General features: G+C 68.2%; 19 protein-coding genes. 9 read left to right on the top strand and 10 right to left on the bottom strand.

Annotation, left to right across the window (positions count from 1 at the left end; genetic code table 11):
* Window positions 1–58: 58 nt before the first annotated feature.
* From ACFRAQ_RS26975 to ACFRAQ_RS26960, 4 genes are all read right to left on the bottom strand, one after another.
* Window positions 59–733: a response regulator gene (locus ACFRAQ_RS26975; protein WP_379104417.1), complete on the bottom strand. Its 675-nt coding sequence runs from the start codon at window positions 731–733 to the stop codon at window positions 59–61.
* A complete protein-coding gene (locus tag ACFRAQ_RS26970) occupies window positions 730–1,980 on the bottom strand; it encodes a sensor histidine kinase (protein ID WP_379104415.1) in 1,251 nt (416 codons plus the stop codon). The genes ACFRAQ_RS26975 and ACFRAQ_RS26970 overlap by 4 nt, the downstream gene beginning before the upstream one ends.
* A 103-nt stretch (window positions 1,981–2,083) precedes the next feature.
* Window positions 2,084–4,294, bottom strand: coding sequence for an MMPL family transporter (locus ACFRAQ_RS26965; RefSeq protein WP_379104413.1), 2,211 nt, complete (start codon window positions 4,292–4,294; stop codon window positions 2,084–2,086).
* Between the two features lie 122 nt (window positions 4,295–4,416).
* The gene (locus tag ACFRAQ_RS26960; RefSeq protein ID WP_379104411.1) at window positions 4,417–5,217 is read right to left on the bottom strand and encodes a hypothetical protein; all 801 of its coding nucleotides are present in this window, start codon (window positions 5,215–5,217) and stop codon (window positions 4,417–4,419) included.
* Between the two features lie 269 nt (window positions 5,218–5,486).
* Between ACFRAQ_RS26960 and ACFRAQ_RS26955 the strand changes: the two genes are divergently transcribed.
* Window positions 5,487–6,602, top strand: coding sequence for a serine hydrolase domain-containing protein (locus ACFRAQ_RS26955; RefSeq protein ID WP_379104409.1), 1,116 nt, complete (start codon window positions 5,487–5,489; stop codon window positions 6,600–6,602).
* A gap of 120 nt (window positions 6,603–6,722) precedes the next feature.
* Complete coding sequence (locus tag ACFRAQ_RS26950; RefSeq protein ID WP_379104407.1) at window positions 6,723–7,049, top strand: hypothetical protein; 327 nt, start codon at window positions 6,723–6,725, stop codon at window positions 7,047–7,049.
* A gap of 65 nt (window positions 7,050–7,114) precedes the next feature.
* Here ACFRAQ_RS26950 and ACFRAQ_RS26945 read toward each other — a convergent pair whose 3' ends face one another.
* Window positions 7,115–8,170 carry a ParB/Srx family N-terminal domain-containing protein gene (locus ACFRAQ_RS26945; protein WP_379104405.1) on the bottom strand — a complete coding sequence of 352 codons (1,056 nt, stop codon included), beginning with the start codon at window positions 8,168–8,170 and terminating at the stop codon, window positions 7,115–7,117.
* Between the two features lie 262 nt (window positions 8,171–8,432).
* Here ACFRAQ_RS26945 and ACFRAQ_RS26940 point away from each other — a divergent pair, with 262 nt between their 5' ends.
* Window positions 8,433–10,385, top strand: a complete 1,953-nt coding sequence (locus ACFRAQ_RS26940) for an MFS transporter (RefSeq protein WP_379104403.1) — start codon at window positions 8,433–8,435, stop codon at window positions 10,383–10,385.
* A 4-nt stretch (window positions 10,386–10,389) separates the two neighbouring features.
* Here the strand turns inward: ACFRAQ_RS26940 and ilvD are convergent, their stop codons facing one another.
* Entirely contained in the window at window positions 10,390–12,243 is a 1,854-nt protein-coding gene (ilvD, locus tag ACFRAQ_RS26935) for a dihydroxy-acid dehydratase (RefSeq protein ID WP_379104401.1), read from the bottom strand.
* 122 nt (window positions 12,244–12,365) lie between these two features.
* On the opposite strand from ilvD, the gene ACFRAQ_RS26930 reads away from it, so the two are divergent.
* Entirely contained in the window at window positions 12,366–12,953 is a 588-nt protein-coding gene (locus ACFRAQ_RS26930; RefSeq protein ID WP_379104398.1) for a TetR family transcriptional regulator, read from the top strand.
* 105 nt (window positions 12,954–13,058) lie between these two features.
* On the opposite strand, the gene ACFRAQ_RS26925 is transcribed toward ACFRAQ_RS26930, so the two are convergent.
* Window positions 13,059–13,937, bottom strand: a complete 879-nt coding sequence (locus ACFRAQ_RS26925; RefSeq protein WP_379104396.1) for an NAD-dependent protein deacetylase — start codon at window positions 13,935–13,937, stop codon at window positions 13,059–13,061.
* A 125-nt stretch (window positions 13,938–14,062) separates the two neighbouring features.
* Here ACFRAQ_RS26925 and ACFRAQ_RS26920 point away from each other — a divergent pair, with 125 nt between their 5' ends.
* Window positions 14,063–14,854 (top strand): SDR family oxidoreductase, encoded by a 792-nt coding sequence (locus tag ACFRAQ_RS26920; protein ID WP_379104394.1) that lies wholly within the window; start codon window positions 14,063–14,065, stop codon window positions 14,852–14,854.
* An 18-nt stretch (window positions 14,855–14,872) separates the two neighbouring features.
* Here ACFRAQ_RS26920 and ACFRAQ_RS26915 read toward each other — a convergent pair whose 3' ends face one another.
* Window positions 14,873–15,877 carry a 1-aminocyclopropane-1-carboxylate deaminase/D-cysteine desulfhydrase gene (locus ACFRAQ_RS26915; protein WP_379104392.1) on the bottom strand — a complete coding sequence of 335 codons (1,005 nt, stop codon included), beginning with the start codon at window positions 15,875–15,877 and terminating at the stop codon, window positions 14,873–14,875.
* 115 nt (window positions 15,878–15,992) lie between these two features.
* On the opposite strand from ACFRAQ_RS26915, the gene ACFRAQ_RS26910 reads away from it, so the two are divergent.
* Both ACFRAQ_RS26910 and ACFRAQ_RS26905 read left to right on the top strand, forming a co-directional pair.
* A complete protein-coding gene (locus ACFRAQ_RS26910) occupies window positions 15,993–16,856 on the top strand; it encodes an SDR family oxidoreductase (RefSeq protein WP_379104390.1) in 864 nt (287 codons plus the stop codon).
* A gap of 22 nt (window positions 16,857–16,878) precedes the next feature.
* Window positions 16,879–18,183 carry a phytoene desaturase family protein gene (locus ACFRAQ_RS26905; protein WP_379104388.1) on the top strand — a complete coding sequence of 435 codons (1,305 nt, stop codon included), beginning with the start codon at window positions 16,879–16,881 and terminating at the stop codon, window positions 18,181–18,183.
* 18 nt (window positions 18,184–18,201) lie between these two features.
* Here the strand turns inward: ACFRAQ_RS26905 and ACFRAQ_RS26900 are convergent, their stop codons facing one another.
* Window positions 18,202–18,867, bottom strand: coding sequence for a TetR/AcrR family transcriptional regulator (locus ACFRAQ_RS26900; RefSeq protein ID WP_379104386.1), 666 nt, complete (start codon window positions 18,865–18,867; stop codon window positions 18,202–18,204).
* A gap of 70 nt (window positions 18,868–18,937) precedes the next feature.
* Between ACFRAQ_RS26900 and ACFRAQ_RS26895 the strand changes: the two genes are divergently transcribed.
* Complete coding sequence (locus ACFRAQ_RS26895) at window positions 18,938–20,356, top strand: cytochrome P450 (protein ID WP_379104384.1); 1,419 nt, start codon at window positions 18,938–18,940, stop codon at window positions 20,354–20,356.
* Between the two features lie 4 nt (window positions 20,357–20,360).
* On the opposite strand, the gene ACFRAQ_RS26890 is transcribed toward ACFRAQ_RS26895, so the two are convergent.
* On the bottom strand, window positions 20,361–21,365 hold the full coding sequence (locus ACFRAQ_RS26890) for a hypothetical protein (protein WP_379104382.1): 1,005 nt from the start codon (window positions 21,363–21,365) through the stop codon (window positions 20,361–20,363).
* A gap of 123 nt (window positions 21,366–21,488) precedes the next feature.
* Here ACFRAQ_RS26890 and ACFRAQ_RS26885 point away from each other — a divergent pair, with 123 nt between their 5' ends.
* Entirely contained in the window at window positions 21,489–22,280 is a 792-nt protein-coding gene (locus ACFRAQ_RS26885; protein ID WP_379104380.1) for a 3-oxo-5-alpha-steroid 4-dehydrogenase, read from the top strand.
* Window positions 22,281–22,293: the final 13 nt, after the last annotated feature.

The raw sequence follows: 22,293 nt of genomic DNA, 5'->3' as shown, positions 1-22,293 counted from the left end.
CGCGGTGCATGTGATCACCGCGATCGCGGTTTCCTGACGCGCTGGCGTGGTGGCGGTTTCAGGGGCGGGGCGGTTCGACTCGGACCAGGCCGGATTGGAAGGCGAGGACGACGAGTTGGGCTCGGTTCTGGACGCCGAGTTTCGACATGGCGCGTTGGACGTGGGTGCGGACGGTCAGGGGGCTGACGTACATTTTCTCGGCGATTTCCTCGTTGGAGAGGCCTTCGGCGACCATGGCGACGACCTCGCGTTCGCGGGCGGTGAGGACGTCGAGGGAATCGGCTGCGGTGATACGGCTTTCGGGGCGGGAGAGGTAGCGGGCGATCAGGGTGCGGGTCGCGGTCGGGGAGAGCAGGGAGTCGCCGGCGGCTACCGCGCGGATGGAGCGGAGGAGTTCCTCGGGGCCCACGTCCTTGCCGAGGAAGCCGCTCGCTCCGGCGCGGAGGGCTTGCGCCACGTACTCGTCGAGTTCGAAGGTGGTGAGGATCATGACCCGGGTGTCGCGCAGGGCGGGATCGGCGCAGATCTCCTGGGTGGCGGCGAGGCCGTCGGTGCCGGGCATACGGATGTCCATGACCACGACGTCGGGGGTGGTGGCTTGCGCGAGTTCGACCGCCTCCCGGCCGTTTCCGGCGATGCCGACGACTTCCATGTCCTCGGCCGAATCGATCAGCAGGCGGAAGGTGCCGGCCAGCAGGGCTTGATCGTCGGCGAGCAGTACCCGGATGGTCATGGCGTCGTGTCCTCGTCGTCGGGGGTTTTCGGTGGTTCGAGAGGCAGTTCGGTGGTGACTTCGAAACCGCCGCCGGGCTTGCGGCCGGCGCGCAGGTGGCCGCCGACCGAGACGGCGCGCTCGTTCATGCCGATCAGACCGTAACCCTGCGCGTTCGATTCCCGGTCGGCCGAATCCTGTTCACCGCGAACAGTTTCCGGCGCGTCGCCGCCGTCGTCGCTGATGCTGATGGTCAGCAGCAGGCGCGAGTAGTCCAGTCGCACGGTCGCGGTCGCGGTGCTCGCGTGCTTGGTGACATTGGTGAGCGCCTCTTGGATGATCCGGTACGCCGTCAGATCCGCGCCCGGTGAGAGCGGGCGCGGCACACCGGTGATCGACAATGACAGCGTCAAGCCGGTCCGCTCGAAAGACGTGAGCAGTTCCGACAGTTGAGCCAGGCCGGGCGTCGGTTCGAGCGGGGCATCGGAATCGTCCTCCCGCAGCAGGCCCACCGTGGCTTTGAGTTCGCGCAGCGCCGCGGAGGTGGTGCCGGCCAGCTCGTCGAGCATCTCCTGCGCCTGATCGGGTTGGCTGCGCAGCAGGTATGCGGCAGTGGAGGCTTGCGCGTGCGCCAACGCCATGTGGTGGGCGACGATGTCGTGCAATTCCCGCGCGATCCGGACCCGCTCCTCGCCGACGCGCTGCCGCGCCTCCTCCTCCCGCGTCCGTTCGGCCAGTTCGGCGCGTGCGTGCAAGGCCGCCAGATAGTTGCGCCGGTTGCGCCCGGCCTCGGCGAACGCGCCGGCCAGCAGGTCACCGGCGACCAGCGTGATGCGTCCGCCGGTCAGCAGCGGATTGAAGTCGTGCACCAGCGAGGTGATCAACAGCGCGGCGCCCGCGACCACCGGGCCGAGCTTGGCGATGCGGGCATCGGGATACCACAAGCCCAGCGAGTACATGGCGACGAACGCCGCACCCGCCGTGAACACCGAGACCTCGACACCCAAGGCGCCGATCGCGATACCGCAGGCTGTCGTGATCGCCAGTACCGCGCGCGGATACGCCCTGCGCCACAATAAGGCGATCGAGGCCGCCGCCGACAGCGCGAACACCCCGGGCGAAATCGGCCGGACCGCCACCGGCCCCTGCCCGTTGCCGTGATCGATGAACCGGCTCGCGTAGGTCGCCAGCGCGCACAGCAGGATGGCCACCACCACATCGACCACCCGGCTGTGCCGGCGCGGCCATTGCGACCATTCGGCGGTCATCGGCGCTCCTTCTCGTCGTCGAGAACAGTATTCGGCAGGTCCCGAACCGACCGGTAGGCCGCCCGCTCCGGACGGCCTACCTGTCGTCGATCCGGTCCGCGGCTCAGGCGCGCGCGGATTCGAGTTCCCGCTCCGGTTCGACGGCCACCGGCCGGTTCAGGCTCTCACCCTCCACGTCCACGTTCGGCAGGATCTTGGCCAGCCACGCCGGAAGCCACCACGCCTTGTCGCCGAGCAGCGCGAGCACCGCCGGAACCAGGGTCATCCGGACGATGAAGGCGTCGAAGAACACCGCCGCGGCGAGCCCGAGACCCATCATCTTGATCATCGGCTCCCCACCGCCGATGAATCCGGCGAACACCGCGATCATGATTGCGGCCGCGGCCACCACCACCCGGCCGCTGTGCCGGAATCCGGTGACGATGGCGTCGCGGGCGCTCTCGCCGTGCGCGAAGGCCTCCCGCATCCGGGTGACGAGGAAGACCTCGTAATCCATGGCGAGCCCGAACACCACGCCGACCAGGAAGATCGGCATCATGCTCATCACCGGACCGGTCTGGTGCACTCCGATCAGATCGGCCAGCCAACCCCACTGGAAGACCGCGACGATCACACCGAAGGCCGCGCCCACCGACAGCAGGAAGCCCAGGGCCGCCTTGATCGGCACGGCGATCGAACGGAACACGATCATCAGCAGCAGGATCGCGAGCCCGACCACCACGGCGAGATAGGGGAGCAGGGCGTCGGACATCTTCTGCGAGACATCGATATTCATCGCGGTCGCACCCGTGACGAGCATGGTCGCGCCGGTTGCCGCGTGCAGACCGCCGGCCTCGCCGCGCAGGGTGTGCACGAGGTCCTTGGTCGCGGTGGTCGAGGGACCGGTGGCGGGCACCACGGTGATCATGGCGGCGTCACCGGCCTGATTGAACATCGCGGGAGACACCGACACGACGCCCTTGGTCGCGGCCAGCGCGCTGGTCGCCCGTTCCACCGCGGCCTGCGGGTCGCTGACGCCCTTGACATCCAGTGCGACGGTGAGCGGCCCGTTGAAGCCGGGCCCGAAGCCCTCGGCGAGCGCATCGTAGGCGCGGCGCTGCGTCGTCGAGGTCGGTTGCGATTCCTCACCCGGCATACCGAGTTCCAGGCTCGTCATCGGCAGCGCGAGCGCACCCATGCCGACCAGCCCGATCACCAGCACGGCCACCGGACGGCGGACGACGAACCGCGCCCAGCGCGTGCCCATACCGGGCTTGTCCTCCGGCACCGACTCGGCGGGCAGGCTGTCCCGGTCCTGCTGCCGCTTGCGGAAAGCCTTGGGCAGCACCGCGTTCTGGAAGAAGCCCAGCAGTGCGGGCAGCAGCGTCAACGCGATCGTCACGGCGACGGCGACGGTGCCCGCCGCGGCCAGCCCCATCTTGGTGAGGGCCGGAATCCCGACCACGGCCAGTCCGGCGAGCGCGATCACCACGGTGAGCCCGGCGAAAACCACCGCGGATCCGGCGGTTCCGACGGCCCGTCCCGCGGCCTCCGTCGCGCTGTGTCCTTCGGCGCGTTCGGTGCGGTAGCGGGACACGATGAACAGCGCGTAGTCGATGCCGACCGCGAGCCCGAGCATCATCGCCAGAGTCGTTGTCGTGGTGGACATCCCGATGGCCACGATGGCGGCGATCCCGACGCCGATCCCGACCAGCGCGGTGATCAGCGGCAAGCCCGCCGCCGCGAACGCGCCGAAGGTGATCATCAGCACGATGGCCGCGATGGCGATGCCGATGGCCTCGGTCGCCCCGGCCATCTCCGGCTTCGCCTGGAGCGCGGACCCGCCGATCTCCACGGTGACCCCTGCGGCCTCACCGGTGTCCACCGCGTCGGTCAGCGCCGTCTTCGTCGCATCGGTGAGGTTGTCGCTGGTGTCGCCGTAGCTCACGGTCGCGTAGGCGGTGGTGCCGCTCTTGCTGACCGCGCCCGTCTGGAACGGGTCGAGCACGCCCTTCACCTGCGCGCCGCCCGAGACGTCGGCGACGATCCGCTCCACCACCGCCTTGTTGGCCTCGGAACCGATCTGCTGCCCCTCGGGCGCGACGAACACGATCCGCGCCTGCGCCCCATCGGATTTGGTGCCCGGGAACCGTTCGCCCAGCAGATCGAACGCCTGCTGGGACTCGGTCCCCGGAATCGAGAACGTATCCGGTGGCGCCGGCGGCGCGCTGGCGGCTCCCACCACCAGCGCGGCCATCAGTCCCACCCACAGCAGCACGACCAGCCGCCGCTTCTCGAACGCGAACCGGCCGACCCGGTACAGGAATTTCGCCATGCGACCATGCTCGTTCGACGCCTCTGTAGTCGGCATCGTCCCGGTGACGGCCGTCCGGTGTACTGCGAACGCAGTACCCGCGCCCGCTCAGTACTCGATCCGCAGCACCTCGGCTGGGCTGGTCAGGCGCAGGGCTGGGTTCCGGCAGCGGCTACCTGGAGCCAGATATCGCCCGCGTAGCCGGGCAGGTTGATCGGGTCGCTGATGATGGGCGCCTGGTAGCCGGTGTCGTATTGGCCGGTGAGGTGGTGGTAGCCGGCGGTGGTGGGGGTCCATGTCATGGTGACGGAGTTGCCGGCGATCGTCGTGGTGCCGGTGGCGGTCTTGTTGTCGTCGAACCAGGCGTTCCGGGCGGGGACGCCCGAGCTGAGGCTTTGCAGGATGGCCGAGCCCGACGAGGCGGCCAGGGACGCCGGGATGTGGGTCATGGTCACGGTGAGGGTGCAGCCGACCTCGGGCGTGCCGTGGACCGTCGTGCAGGCGGTGTCGCAGGCCTGGGGGTCGGTGCTGCCGGTGCCGCTGACCTGGACGGTCGCGGAGGCCATATTGGTGTACGGGGGGAGGCTCACGTCGCTGTTGCCGTAGCCATAGCCGAGGACGTGGGTGCCGGGGGTGAGGGGGGTCCACTGGAAGGTCCAGGTGGAGGTGGTGCCCATGCAGGGCTGGCCCGCGATGCTCGACTTGCCCTTCCAGTCGGAGCGGACGGTCACGCCGTTGGAAGTGTCGGAGAGGCCGGCGCCCACGCAGTCGGAGACCGGGATGACGACGTTGTAGGTCTGGCCGACCTGGAAGTTGCTGCCCTGCACGGTCATTCCCGTGCCGGTGACGTCGGCGTGGGCGGCCGGTCCGGTGGAGAGCACGGTCAGAGCGGAGGCGGTGGCGGTGATTCCGGCCGCGGCGAGGGTGCGGACTGAGGTACGCATGATGCGGGGTTTCTCGATTCGGCAACGCTGATGAGAGCGGGATGATCATTTGCGAATAGCACTGTTCACCGATCGTCGGCAGGCCGCACGCCCCGGGTTTTCGGGGCCGTGATTCGAGCCCGCGACCGCGCCGCGCGGGTTATGGATCGGGTCGTGGCTAGGGGTCGGCTACCGGCGTAGATTCTGATCAACGCTGCTCCGCCCGTCTTCTTCGGCGAAGGGACCCGGTGATGAGTGTGTCCGCTCGATGGCGCGCAGGTGCGGGGCTGATGGTCGTGCTGAGCTTGATCGTCGGTGGGTGCGGGTCGGATCGAGGCTCGGGCTCCGGCAGTCCGGCTCCGCCTTCGAGGGAAGCCGAGCGGATCGCCGATATCGTTCGCGCGAAGCTCGGCGAGTTCGATCTCACCGCGGCGGTGTTCGGGGCCTGGCGCGACGGCGAGGAAGTGGTCGTCGGCGCTGTGGGGGACTCGCCGCTCGGTGGTCCCGCGACCAGCGATATGCAGCTGCGGGTGGGGCAGCCGATGGAGCCGATGCTGTCGACCGTGCTCTGGCGACTCGACGGGAACGGCACGCTGAAGCTGGACGAGCCCATTGCCCGATGGCTGCCGAATTTCCCACGGGCCGAACGCATTACTCCGAGGATGCTCGCGAACAGCACCTCCGGAATCTCCGACTATGTCACCGATCCGGAATTCCTGAAACGATTCGGCGACAACCCGTTTCGCACCTGGACTGCTCGAGAACTGTTCGACCTGGCCAATGCCCGCCCGCCGCTGTTCGACCCGGGAACGAGTTTCGCCTACGCTCACAGCGATCTGGTCGTGCTCGGCGAGGTCCTGCAGCAGGCGTCGGGAAAACCCTTGGGCGAGCTGATATCCGACTACGTCCTCGATCCGCTCGGTATGAGGAAGAGCAGGGTGATGCTCACCGCCCAGGTGGACGAGCCGATCCTGCACGGCTACACCGATGAGCGAAAGATCTTCGAGGACGCCACCTTCTGGAATCCGACCGCATTCCTGCACAGCGGCAATATGAACTCCACCGTCACCGACGTCGGCCGCTGGGTCCGCGCTCTGGGTAAGGGAGAACTGCTCCCCGCGGACCGGTTTCAGCAGATGATGGCCCCCTCGACTGCCGGACTCGGTCCGCTCACCGCCCAGAAGTACTTCGCGTTCGGTGTCCCGCACATGGGCGACTGGCTGTTCATGAACCCGTCCTACGGAGGCTACAACGGAGTCGCGTTCTACGACACCAGGACCGCCACCACGGTCGTCGTCTACGCCACCCTCGGCGCCACCGCGAACGCCGACAAGAACAACGCGATCCCCATCGGCACTGCCATTGCGACCCTGCTGGTCCCGGACCGTCCGCCTCCGATTCCCTGATCGAACAGTGCAATTCCGAATAAAGGACAATCCTCCGAAGTAATCAATTGTTTTGTTTTTCGTAACAAGTGGCACCAGAATGCGATTTGCTCGAGGACAACACCAATTCAGGAGGTCGGAATGCTATCTGCGAAGCGGCTTGCTGCCAGTGCCGTCGTCGCCACCGCAGCCGCGGGCATGGTGCTCGCCGGTGGTGGAACGGCCCAGGCCGACGATGTGCCGGTGTGGCAGGCGAATTGCCACCTGTACAACATCTTCAACACCGGCGGAATGTCCAATTGCGAGTTGCCGACCTGGCATCAGGTGAAGCTCACCTGTGTCGCCTGGCCCGTTCCGTTCACCTATTGGAAGTACGGGCCCATGCAGTACGGGCAGAACCAGTCGTGGGCCAGCTGCGACTCGTTCAACGCCTTGGTGGGCGTCGAGATCGTTCAGGCCTACCCCTGATCGAACGAAAAGACCTCGGGATCGCGTCTGGCGATCCCGAGGTGTTTGTCGTCGCTGCCCGGTGATCAGCGGCCGGTGCGCAGGCGGTACTCGATCGCGTAGCCGAGCTTGCCGGGCTTGGCGTCGGAGTACGGCTTGGAGATCTTGCCGAACTCGCCCTTGTCCTCGGGGCTGCCGCCGTTCCAGGCCGGGAGCACATCCAGCTGCGAGGCGGTCTTGCCCTCGGCGACGACGGTGTTCGGGCCGAGCGCGACCTGCGCCTGGGTGACGGTCTTCAGCGCGGCCAGGTAGGCGGGGAAATCGTTGCGGTTCCAGTCTCCGCCGACCTTGTTGTCGCGCATCCACGCGCCCCAGTAGAACTCCTCGAAGGGCAGGGTGCCCTCGTGGAAGCCGATGTCGCGGGCGAAGTACATCATGGAGCGGTACTTGTCATCGGCGAAGTTGGACAGGCCCACCGACTTCGGGAGCTGGTGCTCCTTGATGGCGTTGCCGTTCACGTCCTCGAGCCAGGTCCAGCCGTTGGCCTTCATGGCGTCCCAGAACTTGCCGTCGGGCAGGGTGCTCAGGTTGCCGAGCACGCGCAGCCGAACGTGGGTGTCCGCGCCGCCGTCCGGGGTCTCGAAGAACGAGGTCAGGGTGTGGTGGCCGTCGGTGAGGTACAGCCGGCCCTGGGGACCGATCACCACGGTCTTCATCGGCGCGATGGAGTCGGCGGTCTCGGAGCCGATCGCCACCTTGCAGGTGAAAGAGGACGAATCCTTCAACTGCGCGGCCGGGCTCACGGTGGCGGCGGCGACCTGGCCGTTGGCCTCGCACCAGTCGTCGAACTTCTTGTTCACCGCGTCCTTGCCGAGCGTGTAGCGGCCCAGCTTGTAGAACACCTCGTCGTAGCCCAGCGACGGCTGGGTCGGCAGCACATCACCGATACGGACGTCGACCAGATCGTTGGTCTTGGCGCACAGGTAGGCCGCGCCGGGGGTGGACCGCTGGTCGTGGTCGCAGAAGGAGGGCCGCTCGCCCGGCTCCCCGGGAGCGGCGACCGCGACGGCACTGGTCAGAGCCATCAGCGCGCCCGCGAACGCGGCGACCAGGCGGCCCCGCGCGACGGTGGTGTTCGACATCGAATCCTCGAATTCATGCGGTGATACAAGCCGCATTACGGTGACCAGCGCCGATGACCGGCCCGCGATGTCCCGACGGCCAGATGCTGTTGTCTCGGCCAATAATTGGTGAACGGGCGCCACGCGCGTGTGCGGCCGCTGAGTCCGATAACAGTGATCTGAGTCACTCATGGCCGCTACCCTGTTGTCACCCGGTTGCTCGTGCCGCGAACCAAGGGCCTGTGGCTGCGCGAAACGCCGTGGAGAGAAAGGCGTCTCGAACATGAGTAGTACACCGACCGCAGTGCCTCCGGCCGCGGAATTCCCCCCGCCGACGCTGGTCACCGGACTCTGGCGGCGCAAGCTCCCGCACTATCCGGAAACGCCCGCCCGGTCCTGGTATCTCTTCCTCGTCGTCGTGGTGTCCGTCGCGCTGTACTACCAGCTGTTCGTGTCGGGAGCCGTCGGCAACCAGCTGATCGCCGATTTCCACCTGACCTTCCGCTACTTCGTCGGGATCTTCATCATCGGCGCGGCCTTCGGCGCCGTGGCCTCGGTGGTGACCGGCGTCCTGGACCGCTGGGGCCGCGCCAATATCGTCGCCTACGGCACCGTCGTCACCTCGCTGCTGACCCTGTTCGCGCAGCCGCAGTGCACGACCAAGGAATCCTTCCTGGCCATCTACTGCATCATCAGCATCGTCGAGGGCGCGGTGCTGGTCGCGACGCCCGCGCTGGTCCGCGACTTCTCCCCGCAGTTGGACCGCGCCTCGGCCATGGGCTTCTGGACCCTGGGACCGGTGCTGGGCGCGCTCGTCACCACCGAGATCTCCACGCACACCCTCGACGCGCACCCGGACTGGCAGTACCACTACCGGCTCGCGGGTGTCATCTGTCTGGTGATCTCCCTCGTCGGCCTGGTCGGGCTGCGCGAGCTCAGCCCCCGGCTGCGGGATCAGATCATGGTGTCGCTGCGGGACAAGGCGCTGATCGAGGCGCGGGCGCGCGGGTTGGACGTCGAGGCGCTGGAACGCAATCAGTGGAAGCAGATGATGCACCTCGACATCGTCGGCTCGGCGCTGGCCATCTCGATCTTCCTGGCGTTCTTCTACACCATCGTGTCGTTCCTGCCGGTGTACATGGCGACCAATTTCGGGTTCACCGCCGCCCAGGCCAACGCGCTGGGCAACTGGTATTGGATCGCCAGCGCCTTCTCACTGGTGATCACCGGCATCGTGTCGGACAAGATGAAGGTCCGCAAACCGTTCATGGTGTTCGGCGCGATCATCAGCATCATCGGGACCTACGTGTTCCTCAGCTACACCGACCAGCCCGGCACCGACTACTACACCTTCGCGATCGTCATGAGTTTCACCGCGGTCGGCACCGGCATCGCCTACTCGACCTGGATGGCGAGCTTCACCGAGACCGTGGAGAAGCGGAATCCGGCGGCCACGGCGGTCGGGCTCGCGGTGTGGGGCGGCGTGCTGCGCACGGTGGTGACGTTCGTGCTGCTGGGGCTGCTGCTGGTGGTGACCGCGGCGGGCACGCTGGTCAACTACGGGCCGCGGTTGCAGACCATCAACGCCAAGTACCACGAGGAGATCGCGACCATTCAGACCGTGGGCGAGGACACGCTCACCGCCCTCGGCAAGAATCCGAACGACGTCGGAGCGCAGGTCGCCGCGCTGGTGAAGCTGACCGGGGATTCCCCGGCCGACATCAAGACCACGGTCGAGCTCAACGCCAAGTACCCCGAGGAACTGGCCACCTTGCAGGCCATCGATCAGAAGGTGCTGGTCAAACTCCTGACCGACCCCAATGACAAGGCGGCCCAGGCCACCGCGGTCGGGCAGGTCGCCCAGAAGTTCGGGATCCCGCCGGATCAGGCCGGAGCCCGGATCGCGGCGGCCGGGAAGGTGCCCGTCGATCAGCTGGCCGTGGCCTCCCAGACCGGCCCGGCGTTGACCGCCGCGAGCGCGAAACTCAAGGCCGTGAGCGCGATCCCCGCCGACGACCTGGCCTACCTGTCCGAGCACGGCAAGGAAGTGCAGCAGGCGCAGAAGGATTCACCGAAGCAGTGGAAGACCTGGTGGTGGATCTGCCTGATCGCCCAGATCTGCTTCATCCCGTTCGTGTTCGTCATGGCCGGACACTGGAGCCCCAAGAAAGCCGCGGAGGAGGCCGCCGAGCACGACGTGGCCGTCCAGCGCGAGCTGGCGACACTGCCGCACTGAGGCCTCAGCCGGGGAGCAGCGTGGTGTCGCGCACCGCTCCCCGGTCCGCCGAGGTGGCCAGCAGCGCATAGGTTTTGAGCGCGGGGGAGACCTGCCGTTCGCGGTGCCGCGGCCGGTAGCCGCCGTTCGCCTCCACTTCCGTCCGCCGCCTGGTCAGTTCGGCGTCGGGGACGTCCATGGTGAGGGTCCGGGACGGGATGTCGATCGTGATCGAGTCGCCGTCGCGCACCAGCGCCAGCGGGCCGCCCGCCGCCGCCTCGGGGGAGATGTGCCCGATCGAGCAGCCCGAGGAACCGCCCGAGAAGCGGCCGTCGGTGATCAGCGCGCATTCCCCGGCCAGGCCCAGGCCCTTCAGGTACGACGTCGGATACAGCATCTCCTGCATGCCCGGCCCGCCGCTGGGACCCTCGTAGCGGATGACGAGCACATCGCCGGACTTGATGCGGCCGGACAGGATCGCCTCGACGGCGTCCTCCTGTGACTCCACCACCAGGGCCGGCCCGGTGAAGGTGTGCATGTGCGCGGCCACGCCCGCCGACTTCACCACCGCGCCGTCGGGGGACAGGTTGCCGCGCAACACCGCCAGCCCGCCGTCGCGGGAGAAGGCGTGCGCCACATCGTGAATGCACCCCTGGGCCGCGTCCACGTCGAGGGAATGCCACCGCTCGGACTGGGAGAACGCGGTGGCGGACCGCTTGCCGCCCGGCGCGGCGTGGAACAGGTCGAGCGCCGCCGCGGAGGGCCGGCCCCCGCGCACGTCCCAGTCGTTCAGCCACGCGCCGAGTGAATCCGCGTGCACCGCACGCACATCGCGGTGCAGCAGCCCCGCCCGGTCGAGCTCGCCGAGCAGCGCGGGAATACCGCCGGCGCGGTGCACGTCCTCCATCAGGTATTCGCCGTTGGGAGCGACTTTGCAGAGGCATGGCACCTGCAACGACATCTTCTCGATGTCGGTGAGCGTGTAGTCCAGACCCGCCTCGTGCGCGGCCGCCAGCAGGTGCAGGACGGTGTTGGTGGATCCGCCCATGGCCAGGTCCAGGGCCATGGCGTTGTCGAAGGCGTTGCGGGAGGCGATGTTCCGGGGCAGGACCCCCGCGTCGTCCTCGTCGTAGTAGCGGCGGGTCAGCTCCATCACCGTGCGCCCGGCGTCGCGGTACAGCTCGGCGCGGGCGGTGTGGGTGGCCAGGGTGGTGCCGTTGCCGGGCAGGGCCAGGCCTAGTGCCTCGGTGAGGCAGTTCATCGAGTTGGCGGTGAACATGCCCGCGCAGGATCCGCAGGTGGGGCAGGCGTTCTCCTCGATGAGCGCGAGGTCGGCGTCGGACACGTCGGGGGAGACGGCGTCGGCCATGGTGGTGATGAGGTCCAGGCGGCTGCGCACGGTGCCGTCGACCAGCACCGCGTTGCCGCCCTCCATGGGTCCGCCGGAGACGAACACCGTCGGGATGTTCAGCCGCAGCGCGGCCATCAGCATGCCCGGGGTGATCTTGTCGCAGTTGGAGATGCACACCAGCGCGTCGGCGCAGTGCGCGTTCACCATGTATTCGATCGAGTCCGCGATCAGGTCTCGCGACGGCAGCGAGTACAGCATTCCGCTGTGCCCCATGGCGATTCCGTCATCGACGGCGATGGTGTTGAACTCGCGCGGGATGCCGCCCGCGGCGCGCACCGCCTCGGACACCATCCGCCCGACCGGCTGGAGATGGGTGTGGCCGGGCACGAACTCGGTGAAGCTGTTCGCGATCGCGATCACCGGCTTGCGGCCGATATCGGCCGACGGGACTCCGCTGGCCCGCATGAGCGCGCGGGCCCCCGCCATGTTCCGACCGTGTGTGACCGTGCGTGAGCGCAACTCGGGCACGACGCCACCTCCTGCTTCGCCTCGACCATCCGCAACCAAACGGTTGCAACTGAATGGTTGGAGTTTGCCACAGTCGTGAGCCCAACCGCAACCGTCCGGTTGGAGATGGTTGGATGGACCCCATGGCGTGGGATACCGAGAGAACCAGACGACTGCTGCTCGAGGCGGCCGTCCACGAGTTCGCCGAACGCGGACCCGACGGCGCCCGGGTCAATGCCATCGCGACCCGCGCGGGCATCAACAAAGAACGCATCTACCAGTACTTCGGCGACAAACGGGGCCTGTTCGAAGCGGTCCTCACCGATCAGCTCGAGCAACTCGCCGCGGCCAGCCCGCTGACCGCCGACACGGCCGGGGACCTGGCCGAGTACGCCGGCCACGTGTTCGACTTCCACCACACCCACCCGCAGTTCCTGCGACTCATGTACTGGGAGGGCTTGCAGCCTCAGGAGGGCCGCCTGCCCGCCGAATCGGCGCGGGCCTCCCACTACGCGGAGAAGGTGGCCGCGCTGGCCGCCGCCCAGCACGACGGGGCCCTCGCCGACGAGGTAGCCCCCGGCTACCTGCTGTACGCGGTCGCGGCCCTGGCCGCCTGGTGGTTCGCGGCCCCGCAGGTGGTCCGCATGATCCTGGGCCCGGACACCGATGACCCGGACGCACTGCGGGCGGCCCTGGTCAGCCTGGTGCGACGGCTCGAGGTGCGGAACTAGCTCAGCGCCGAGCCCTGCTCGAGCGCCGACCGGCAGCAAGGACGGTTGCCGCGACATGCGCTGTGCGTCGCCCTGTATCGGCTGCGCCACCATCGATGCGGACAGTCAGTGCTGTGCGAATGCTTCTCGACGGTGAACGATTCGGTCCGGCGCGAGTGCGTCGGCGAGGGCGCTCAGAACCGGGGCGCAACCGGTGTCCAGGGTCAGGGCCGCGAGATCGTCGGCGCGAGTGCGGCCGCGATTGAGGATGATGACCGGGCGACCGGACTTGGCGGCGCGGCGGGCGAACCGCAGGCCCGACATGACCGTGAGCGAGGAGCCGGCGACCAGCAGGGCATCGGCGTCGTCCACCAGCTCGAACGAGGCGGCCACGCGCGGCTTGGGCACGGATTCGCCGAAGTAGACGATGTCGGGCTTGAGGAGCCCGCCGCAGGTCACGCAGTCGACCATGCGGAAGGACGCGGTGTCGGCCACCACGGCGTCGGCATCGGGGGCGACCTCGAGACCGTCGAGCGGAACCGATTCGGCGAAGCCGGGATTGGCGGCCTCGAGTCGGTCGGCCAGGGTCATGCGGGAGGTCAGGGCCTGGCAGGAAAGACACCGGACGCGGGCGTAGACGCCGTGCAGGTCGATCACCCGGCGCTGCCCCGCCTTGGTGTGCAGCAGATCCACGTTCTGGGTGAGCAGCCCGGTCACGATGCCCGCGCGTTCGAGGCGTGCCAGCGCGTGATGCGAGGGGTTCGGCCGGGCCGCGTCCATGCGCCGCCAGCCGACGTGGTTGCGGGCCCAATACCGTTGGCGGAACACCGGATCGCCGACGAACTGCTGATAGGTCATCGGGGTCCGCGGTGGCGCGCCGGGGCTGCGGTAATCGGGGATGCCGCTGTCGGTGGAGATGCCCGCGCCGGTCAGCACCGCGACGCGGCGGCCGGAGACCAGCTCCAGCAGTCGCTCGAACCGCTGCGGGGAACCGGAATCGGGCATGGCGTCAGCCTACGACCCGCCCGCGTTGTGCCGCCGGTCACGTCGTGTCACACCCGCGGGCCCCGTGTCGTCATCAAGGCAGGACGCCACCACAGCGGCGGCGCGAGACGAAGGAGATGGTCATCATGGCGAAGACGGTTCTGGTCACCGGCGGCACGGGCACCCTGGGCAGCCTGGTCACTCCGCTGCTGCGGCAGGCCGGGCTGGGCGTGCGGGTGCTCAGCCGCAGCGCGCACGAGGCGAAGGACGGTATCGAGTTCGTGGCCGGCGACCTGGAGACCGGCGCGGGCATCGCCGAGGCGGTCGCGGGCGTGGACACCGTGTTGCACCTGGCGGGCACCACCAAGGGCGACGGCGACAAGGCCCGCGTCCTGGTCGACGCCATCAATGCCGCGGGGGCGTTCCCGCACCTGGTCTACATCTCGGTGGTGGGCGCGGAGCGGGTCCCCGTGGAGAGCGCCATCGACCGGCAGGTGATGGGCTACATGGCCTCGAAGCGCGACGCCGAACTGGTGGTGGAGAACTCGGGCCTGCCGTGGACCACGCTGCGCGCCACCCAGTTCCACGACCTGCTCTTCACCATGGTGTCGGCCATGGGCAAGATGCCGGTGGTGCCCGCGTTCGACTTCCGCTTCCAGCCCATCGAAACCGGTGAGGTGGCAGCGCGATTGGTGGAACTGGTGCAGGGCGAGCCTGCCGGACTGGTCGCCGAGATCGGCGGCCCGCGCATCTACACCATGAAGGAACTCGAGCGCAGCTACCTGGCGGCGACCGGCCGTCGCCGCCCGGTGTTCACCGTGAAGGCCCCCGGCAAGGCGGCCCGGGTGTACGCGACGGGTGCGAACCTGACCCCCGAGCACGCCGTGGGGCAGCGCACCTGGGAGGACTTCCTGGCCGCCAAGCTGGCCACCGCATGACGGACGCGAAATACGGTGTCAGCGCGGTCCGTTGGTGTTGAGATACACCACCGGACCGTCGCCGAACCGGCCGTGCGCGTTCATGTCCAGCAGTGCGGCCATGGCCTTGGCGGTGTAGACCGGCTCGAGCGTCATGTGCTCCCGATCGGCCGAGAGCGCCTGCGCGGTAGCGGCTTCCGGCATCGGATAGCCGTAACCGGGGCCCAGATACTCGGTGACGATATCCAGATTGCCTGCGGGGGAGATGTTCTCGGCGATGCGCGCGCCGCGGGAGCGCAGCAGCTTCGCGCATCGTCCGGCCAGCGCGGTGAGCGTCGGCTCGTCGAGCCGCAGTGTGTCGTTGACGACCACACCCACCACATGGGTCTTCAGCCCCGCCAGCCGCAGTCCCAGCGACAGCCCCGCCGCCGTCCCACCCGAACCGACCGGGATCACGATGTGACTCGGTTCCGGCAGTTCCCCGGCTCGCACCTGCTCGGCCAATTCCAGTGCCGCCTCGACGTATCCGAGCGCGCCCACCGCCGACGACCCGCCCGCGGGAAGGAAATACGGCGGCCGGATCCCGGTGAAATTCCGGGCCAGCAGATACGGCGCGCTCAGGATGGTCCGGGCCTTGGAGTGGGTGAAGTGCAGCTCCGCTCCCGAGGCCCGCAGCCGCGCCAGCTGGGCGCGCACATGGTCGTCCTCGGGCTGATCGATCAGTGCCAGAACGGTTTTCAGCCCGTGCTCGCGTCCGTAGAGCGCGGTGGCCAGCCCCCAGTTGGTGCCCAGCCCGCCCACGGTGACGATGGTGGTGCGGCGCTGCCGCAGCGCGTCGGGCAGCAGCCATTCCAGTTTGCGGACCTTGTTGCCGCCCCAGCCGCCGTCGCCGAACACGCTGTCGTCCTTGAGCCAGATCTCCGCGCCGCCGGAACAGGCGGTGTCGAGGGCGTCCAGTCGCCGGACCGGGGTCGGGGCCGTGCCGAGTCTCAGGTGCAGCAGGGTCGCCTCGAGTTCGGGATGGAGGCGGTACAGGTGCGGCATCACCACTCCAACTTATCGATTGTCCAGTTGCCCGACGAGTGTGGCGGGTAGCACAGGGGCGGCGCATCCCTGCTGCTAACTTCTGAAAAGCTATTAGATACGGCAAGGAGAATTCATGCCTGGTGTAACCGATCGCGTCATCATTGTCACCGGAGCCGGTGGCGGTCTGGGCCGCGAGTACGCGCTGCTGCTCGCCCGCGAGGGCGCTCAGGTCGTGGTCAACGACCTCGGCGGCGCGCGCGACGGCTCGGGGTCCGGGCACAATATGGCCGACGCCGTGGTCGAGGAGATCCGCGCCGCCGGCGGCACCGCGGTCGCCAACTACGACAGCGTCGCCACCGAAGAGGGCGCGAAGGCGCTGGTGCAGACCGCGATCGACACCTTCGGCGCGGTGCACGGCATCGTGAACAACGCGGGCATCCTGCGCGACATGAGCTTCGTGAAGATGACCCCCGAGGCCTTCGAAGCCGTGCAGCGCGTGCACCTGTTCGGGTCCTTCTATGTCACCCACGCCGCCTGGCCGCACTTCCGCGAACAGGGCTTCGGCCGCGTCGTCATGGCCACCTCCACCTCCGGCCTGTACGGAAACTTCGGTCAGGCCAACTACGGCGCCGCCAAGATGGGCCTGGTCGGCATGATGAACACCCTCGCCATCGAGGGCCGCAAGTACGACATCACCGTCAATGCCGTGGCGCCCATGGCCGCCACCCGCATGACCGCCGACATCGCCTCGGAGGCCATGCTCGAGAAGCTGCCGCCCGCCCAGGTCGCCCCGATCGTCGCGCACCTGATGGGCGAGGACTGCACCGACTCCGGCATGGTGCTGGTGGTCGGCGGCGGCTCGGTGCAACGCGCCCAGTTGTTCGCGAACAAGCCCGTGTTCTTCAGTGAGGTCCCGAGCGTGGATCAGGTGCGGGAGAATTGGAGCCGTATTACTGATATGTCCGACGCTCAGCCCGGGGTGAACCCAGCGGGCTGAGCCTGCTCTGAGGAGCCTCGCCATGAGCGAGAACGCGTGGGACGCACTGGTTGTCGGAGCCGGAGCGGGCGGGCTGTGCGCGGCCGCCCGGCTCTCGCACCGGGGCTATCGGACCCTGGTGGCCGAACGTCTCGACCGAGTCGGCGGGCGGGCTTCCACCGCCGAGCTCGACGGATTCACCATCAACACCGGCGCTGTCGTCATCGAACTCGGCGGCATCACCGAACAGACCTTCGAGGAGGTCGGGGCGAAATTCGAAGTGCGCCCGGCGGATCCGCCGATCCTGTACCGGATCAACGGCCGCGACGTGGACGTCTCCAGCGGCGGCTGGGGACTGCTCATCTCCCAGCTCACCCGGCACGGCGCCCAGCTGCTCGGCGGGTCCGCCCGCGCGGAGGGGGAGTCGCCGGACCGGGAGCTGTCCACCGCCGACTGGGTGCGCCGCTACACCAAAAACGATGCGGTGCAAGGCATCTTCCGCAATATGTGCGGGTCCATCTTCGCGGTCGGCTCCGAGGAGCTGCCCGCGCGGGTGTTCCTCACCTACTTCACGCGGAAGGCGGCGTTCAAGAAGTTCGGCTTCTGTCCCGAGGGCACCATCGGTCTCTGGAAGGCCCTCGCCGAGGTGGTGGAGCGCAATGGGGGAGAGGTCCGGCTCGGCAGCGAGGTGCGGCAACTGCATGTCGAGGGCGATCGGATCACCGGGGCGCGGATCAGCCGCGACGGCGAGATCTCGGACATCGCTTGCGCTTTCGCGGTCAGTGACATCGGGCCGTCGGCCACCATGGATCTGGTCGGCCCGGAGCACTTCCCGTCGGACTATGTGAGCCGCGTGCTCCAGCGCGACCTGCCCTGCGCCATGATCTCGGTCAACTTCGCCAGCCGCGAACCACTGATCGACGCGCCTGGGCTGCTCAGCTTCGCCCGCACCCGGCGGCTGTGCTACGTCGCCAACTTCACCGCCACCTGCCCGGAGATGGCGCCCGAGGGCTGGCATCTCTACGTCGGTGCGGGCGTGCCCAAACCCTCGGTCGGCAACTTCGACGCCGAGGCCGAGACCGCGCTCGTGCTCCAGGATCTGCGCGAGGAGATCCCGGGCTTCGAGCGGGCGCGCATCCTGTCCATCGCCGTCACCCGCGACGACTGGCCGCCCCAGCGGGCCGTCGCCGGATACGACCTACCCCACGACACCCCGATAGCCAATCTCTGGAATGTCGGCGACGCGGTCAAGGAGTACGCCAACGGCGGCATCACCGCCTGCATGGAGACGGCGAAGATCGTGGTCGAGGAGATAGTGGACAGCGGAATCGGTCGTTCCGGAACCTGACAACTGATCACCCGGCCCTCAGTCCGGCGCTGACGTCTCGGGGAGGCGGGATCGCATGCCGGGCAGCCGATCCACCATGGCCACAACGTAATCCGCGACGATGCCGATCAGCACCGGTCGCTCGACCTTCAGGCCGCCGTCGAGCCACACCAGGATCAGCTCCGCCGCGCCGCCGGTGATGAGCTGCGCCAGGGCGGTCAGTGCGGTGTCGTCGCCTTCGGGAATGTCGAGCAGCACGCGGGTCTGCTCGATGAGCAGCTCGGCCACCTGCCGCATGCCTTCGAAGCGGCGGCGCATGAGCAGTTCGGACCCGTAGGCCTGGGCGAAGGCGATATTGGCGCGGCGCGGGTCGTCGGTGACGCCGACGATCAGCGCCGCCACCCCGGCGCGCAGTTTGGCCTCCGGGTCGCCGGGGGTGTCGGTCATGGCGGTGCGCGCCTGTTCCAGGGCCTCGCCCTGCACCTCGTCGAGCAGTGCGGTGGCCAGCGCGTCGAGATCGGTGAAGGATTCGTAGAAGAAGCGCGGCCCCACCTTCGCCTGTTCGCACACCCCGCGCACCGTGAGTGCGGCCAGCCCCTGCGTGCCGACGATGTCGAGGGCCGCGTCCAGCAGCCGTCGCCGACGCTGTTCGCGCCGCTCGTCGGTGGTGGTGCCGCGATAGGTCCCATTGGCAGCTCGCGTCACCTTGTCAGCTTGGCACAGAAATCGGGAAACGACCGTTTACGGAAACTAACGTTTCCGCTACCGTGGAGGCATGGCTGTACGAAAAGCCGTGGTGAATCATCGAATCCAGTGCCGGGCCGCCGGATTGCTGCAGCGGTACCCCACCGTGCCGCAGGCGCTCGCACCCCCGCCGCCCGGCAGCGGGCTGAAGCCGGTGATGGGGGATTACGGTCCGCCCGGCATCGGCCATCTGCTCAGCACCCTCGCCGATCCGCTGAACTTCAGCCGGGACCGCATGCGCCGGTACGGCCCGGTGCAGTGGATGGGCGTGTTCGGGCGGCAGGTGGTCGGCGTCGTCAGCCCGGCCGCCACCGAGGAGGTCCTGCTCGACCGCAGGCGAGTGCTGTCCGCGCAACGCGGCTACGAATTCGTGATCGGCCCGTTCTTCCGAGGCGGAATCCTGTTGCGTGACTTCGAGGAGCACGCCTATCACCGCCGCATCCTGCAGCAGGCCTTCACCCGCCCGCGTCTGATCGGCTACCTCGGGCTCACCACCCCACGCGTCGTGCGGGGCGTCGACTCCTGGCGGCCCGCACCGGATTTCCGGTTGTACGACCACGTCAAGCGGCTGTTGCTGGAACAGGCGACCGTGGTCTTCGCGGGTGCGGAACTCGGCCCCGAGGGCACGCGGCTCTCCCGCGCCTTCGAGGACGCCGTGCACGGTGGCCAGGCCATCATTCGCACGAACATGCCGGGCGGGGTGTGGAGCCGGGGCCTGCGCGGGCGCAAGCTGCTCGAGGACTACTTCCGGCGTGAGCTGCCCGCCAAGCGGGCCGGTGCCGGCGAGGACCTGTTCAGCGTGCTCTGCCATGCCGAGACCGAGGACGGCGAATCCTTCTCCGACGCCGACATCGTGGACCACATGATCTTCGTGATGATGGCCGCCCACGACACCAGCACCCTGGCCATCTCGATGCTGGCCTACGAGCTGGGCCGGAACCCGCGGTGGCAGGAACGGTTGCGCGAGGAATCGCGGGCGTTGGGCAAGCCCACGCTCGACTATGCCGACCTGGACCGGTTACCCGCGCTGGAGATGGCCTTCCGCGAGACCCTGCGCATGTACGCCCCGGTCGGGCAGATGGTGCGAGAAGCCCTGGAGGACACCGAGATCGCGGGATACTTCATCCCCAAGGGCGCGCTGATCATGGTCGGCCCGTACTCCATGATGCGCAATGCCGAGTACTGGCACGATCCGGACGTCTTCGATCCCGAACGCTTCGATCCCGGGCGCGCGGAGGACAAGTCGCACCGCTTCGCCTGGCCGCCCTTCGGCGGCGGCGCGCACAAGTGCATCGGCAAGTACTTCGGCAGCATGACGGTCAAGGCGACCATGCACCGCATGCTGCTGAACTACCGGTGGAGTGTGCCGGACGGCTACGAGGTGCCCCTCGTGCCCAGTACCGGCCCCACTCCCGCGGACGGACTGCCGATCCGCCTCAGCCGCCTCTGAACGCTCACCGCACGTCGCGCGGAATCCCGAGTTCGATATCCAGATAACGCAATTCCGGATCCCGGCGGCGGCCGTTGCGGAAGGCTCGGAACACCAGATCCTGTGGATGTCCGACGGTGAACACCTCGGTGAAGGTCTTCACCGTCCGCCGCGGCGCGCCGCACAGGCTCGGATTGAATCCGGCCTTGGCCAGCGGCCCCTCCCAGATGAGCGCCGCCCCGCCCGGCACGCTGTGCGGGGCGAAACTCCAGCCCAGCTCGCGCATGCGCCGGTCGAACTCGCTCGCGCCGAGTCCGGCCACGTCCCAGCCGCTGGCCTCGTTGAAAAGCTGCCTGCCGTGCAGGAATTGGACGAAGCACGGGTCCGGGCCGGGGTGCGGGGTGCTGAGGTTGATGACGCCGTCCCAGGGCAGGGTGGTCAGCGCCCAGGCCAGCCGCGCCTCGAAATCGTCCCAGTCCGTGCACACCACGGGCTTGCCGCGTTCGCTGGGCCGGTCGGCGGGCAGGCCGTAGCTGCCGGTGCCGGGCGCATCCATGCTCCAGGTGGCGAAGCGCAGCCGGCCGCCGTCCATCCCGAGCCCGTCGCGCAGCACGGTGACCACGGACTCGGCGACGCCGCGGCGGTGGTCGACCGATTCCCCGCGCTGCCAGCCGGTGCTCCACTCCCGCGCCAGGCGGGGCTGCTGGTGCACGCGTTGCATGGCCCGCCACTGCGGATCCGGTGCGGTGGCATCGGATTCGGACGGTACCGGGACCGGATCCCAGGTGCCGTCGGACTGCTCGCCGATCACGCGCAGTAACCGGTCGGCGTCGTCGGCGTCGTCGGGGACCGCGATCAGAACCTCGATCTCGGTGCCCTGCTGTGCGAAATGCGCTCGGCGGCCGGTGAGTTCGTCACGGACCTGAATGAAACGGGGATTCCACCCGAGTCCCGATTCGTCCGCGTCCTCGTCCTCCTCGAGAAAATACGGCATCCACTGAATCAGCACATCCCATCCCTGCGAACCCACCTTGCCTCCCTCCGGGGTTCCAGCCAACCTACCCGCCGGGCACCGTCCGTGCCCGCCGGTGGGTACCGGTCGAGCTCGGGCTGTGGTAGAACCTGTTCTAGTTTTTCACCTGAAGGGCCACGAATGAACTGGTACACCGGCAATACCGTCTACGACACCGTGCTGACGATCGCGTTCGGTTTCGCTGCCTTCGTCCTGATCGGGGGCCTGTTCCAGCAGAGCCCGTACGGTCGGTTCGCCACCGCCAAGCTCGGACTGAACCTGAACCCGAAACTCGGCTGGTGGTTGATGGAGATTCCGGCCACCGTGGTCTTCGCGGTCGCGTACCTGAGCGGGCCGCACCGTTTCGAGCCGACTTCCCTGGTGCTGGCGGCCATCTGGATTCTCCACTACGCCAACCGGGGCTGGTTCTTCCCCCTGTCGATTCGCCAAGTGCCCGGCAAGACCAGCAGTTTCAACATTTCGGTGCTCGGCATGGGCATGTTCGTCACCGCCATGCACGGCTACCTCAACGGCGCGCTGTTCAGCCACGACTACTTCGGCCGGTACGGCACCGGGTGGCTGACCGACCCGCGCTTCATCATCGGATCGATCATCTACCTCAGCGGTTTCGCCCTGCTCACCAGCTCCGAGTGGATCGTGCGGAATCTTCGCGACAAGAACAATCCGGGCGCAACGGAGTACAAGATTCCGTTCGGTCTGGGCTTCCGATTCGTCACCAGCCCCACCTATCTCGGCGAGCTCATCGCCTGGGCCGGATTCGCCATCCTTACCTGGGCGCTGCCGGGCGTGGTCATCTTCCTGATCACCTTCGGCAACCTGGTGCCGCGCGCCTTCGCCACCCACACCTGGTACCGCGAGAAGTTCTCCGACTACCCGGCCGAGCGAAAGGCCCTGGTGCCGTTCGTGATCTAGCGCCCGTGTCGCA

The organism is Nocardia sp. NPDC056611, from assembly GCF_042792755.1.
Taxonomy (GTDB): domain Bacteria; phylum Actinomycetota; class Actinomycetes; order Mycobacteriales; family Mycobacteriaceae; genus Nocardia.
The sequence above is the reverse complement of the archived record's forward strand: the minus strand, read 5'-3'. Positions and strand labels throughout refer to the sequence as shown.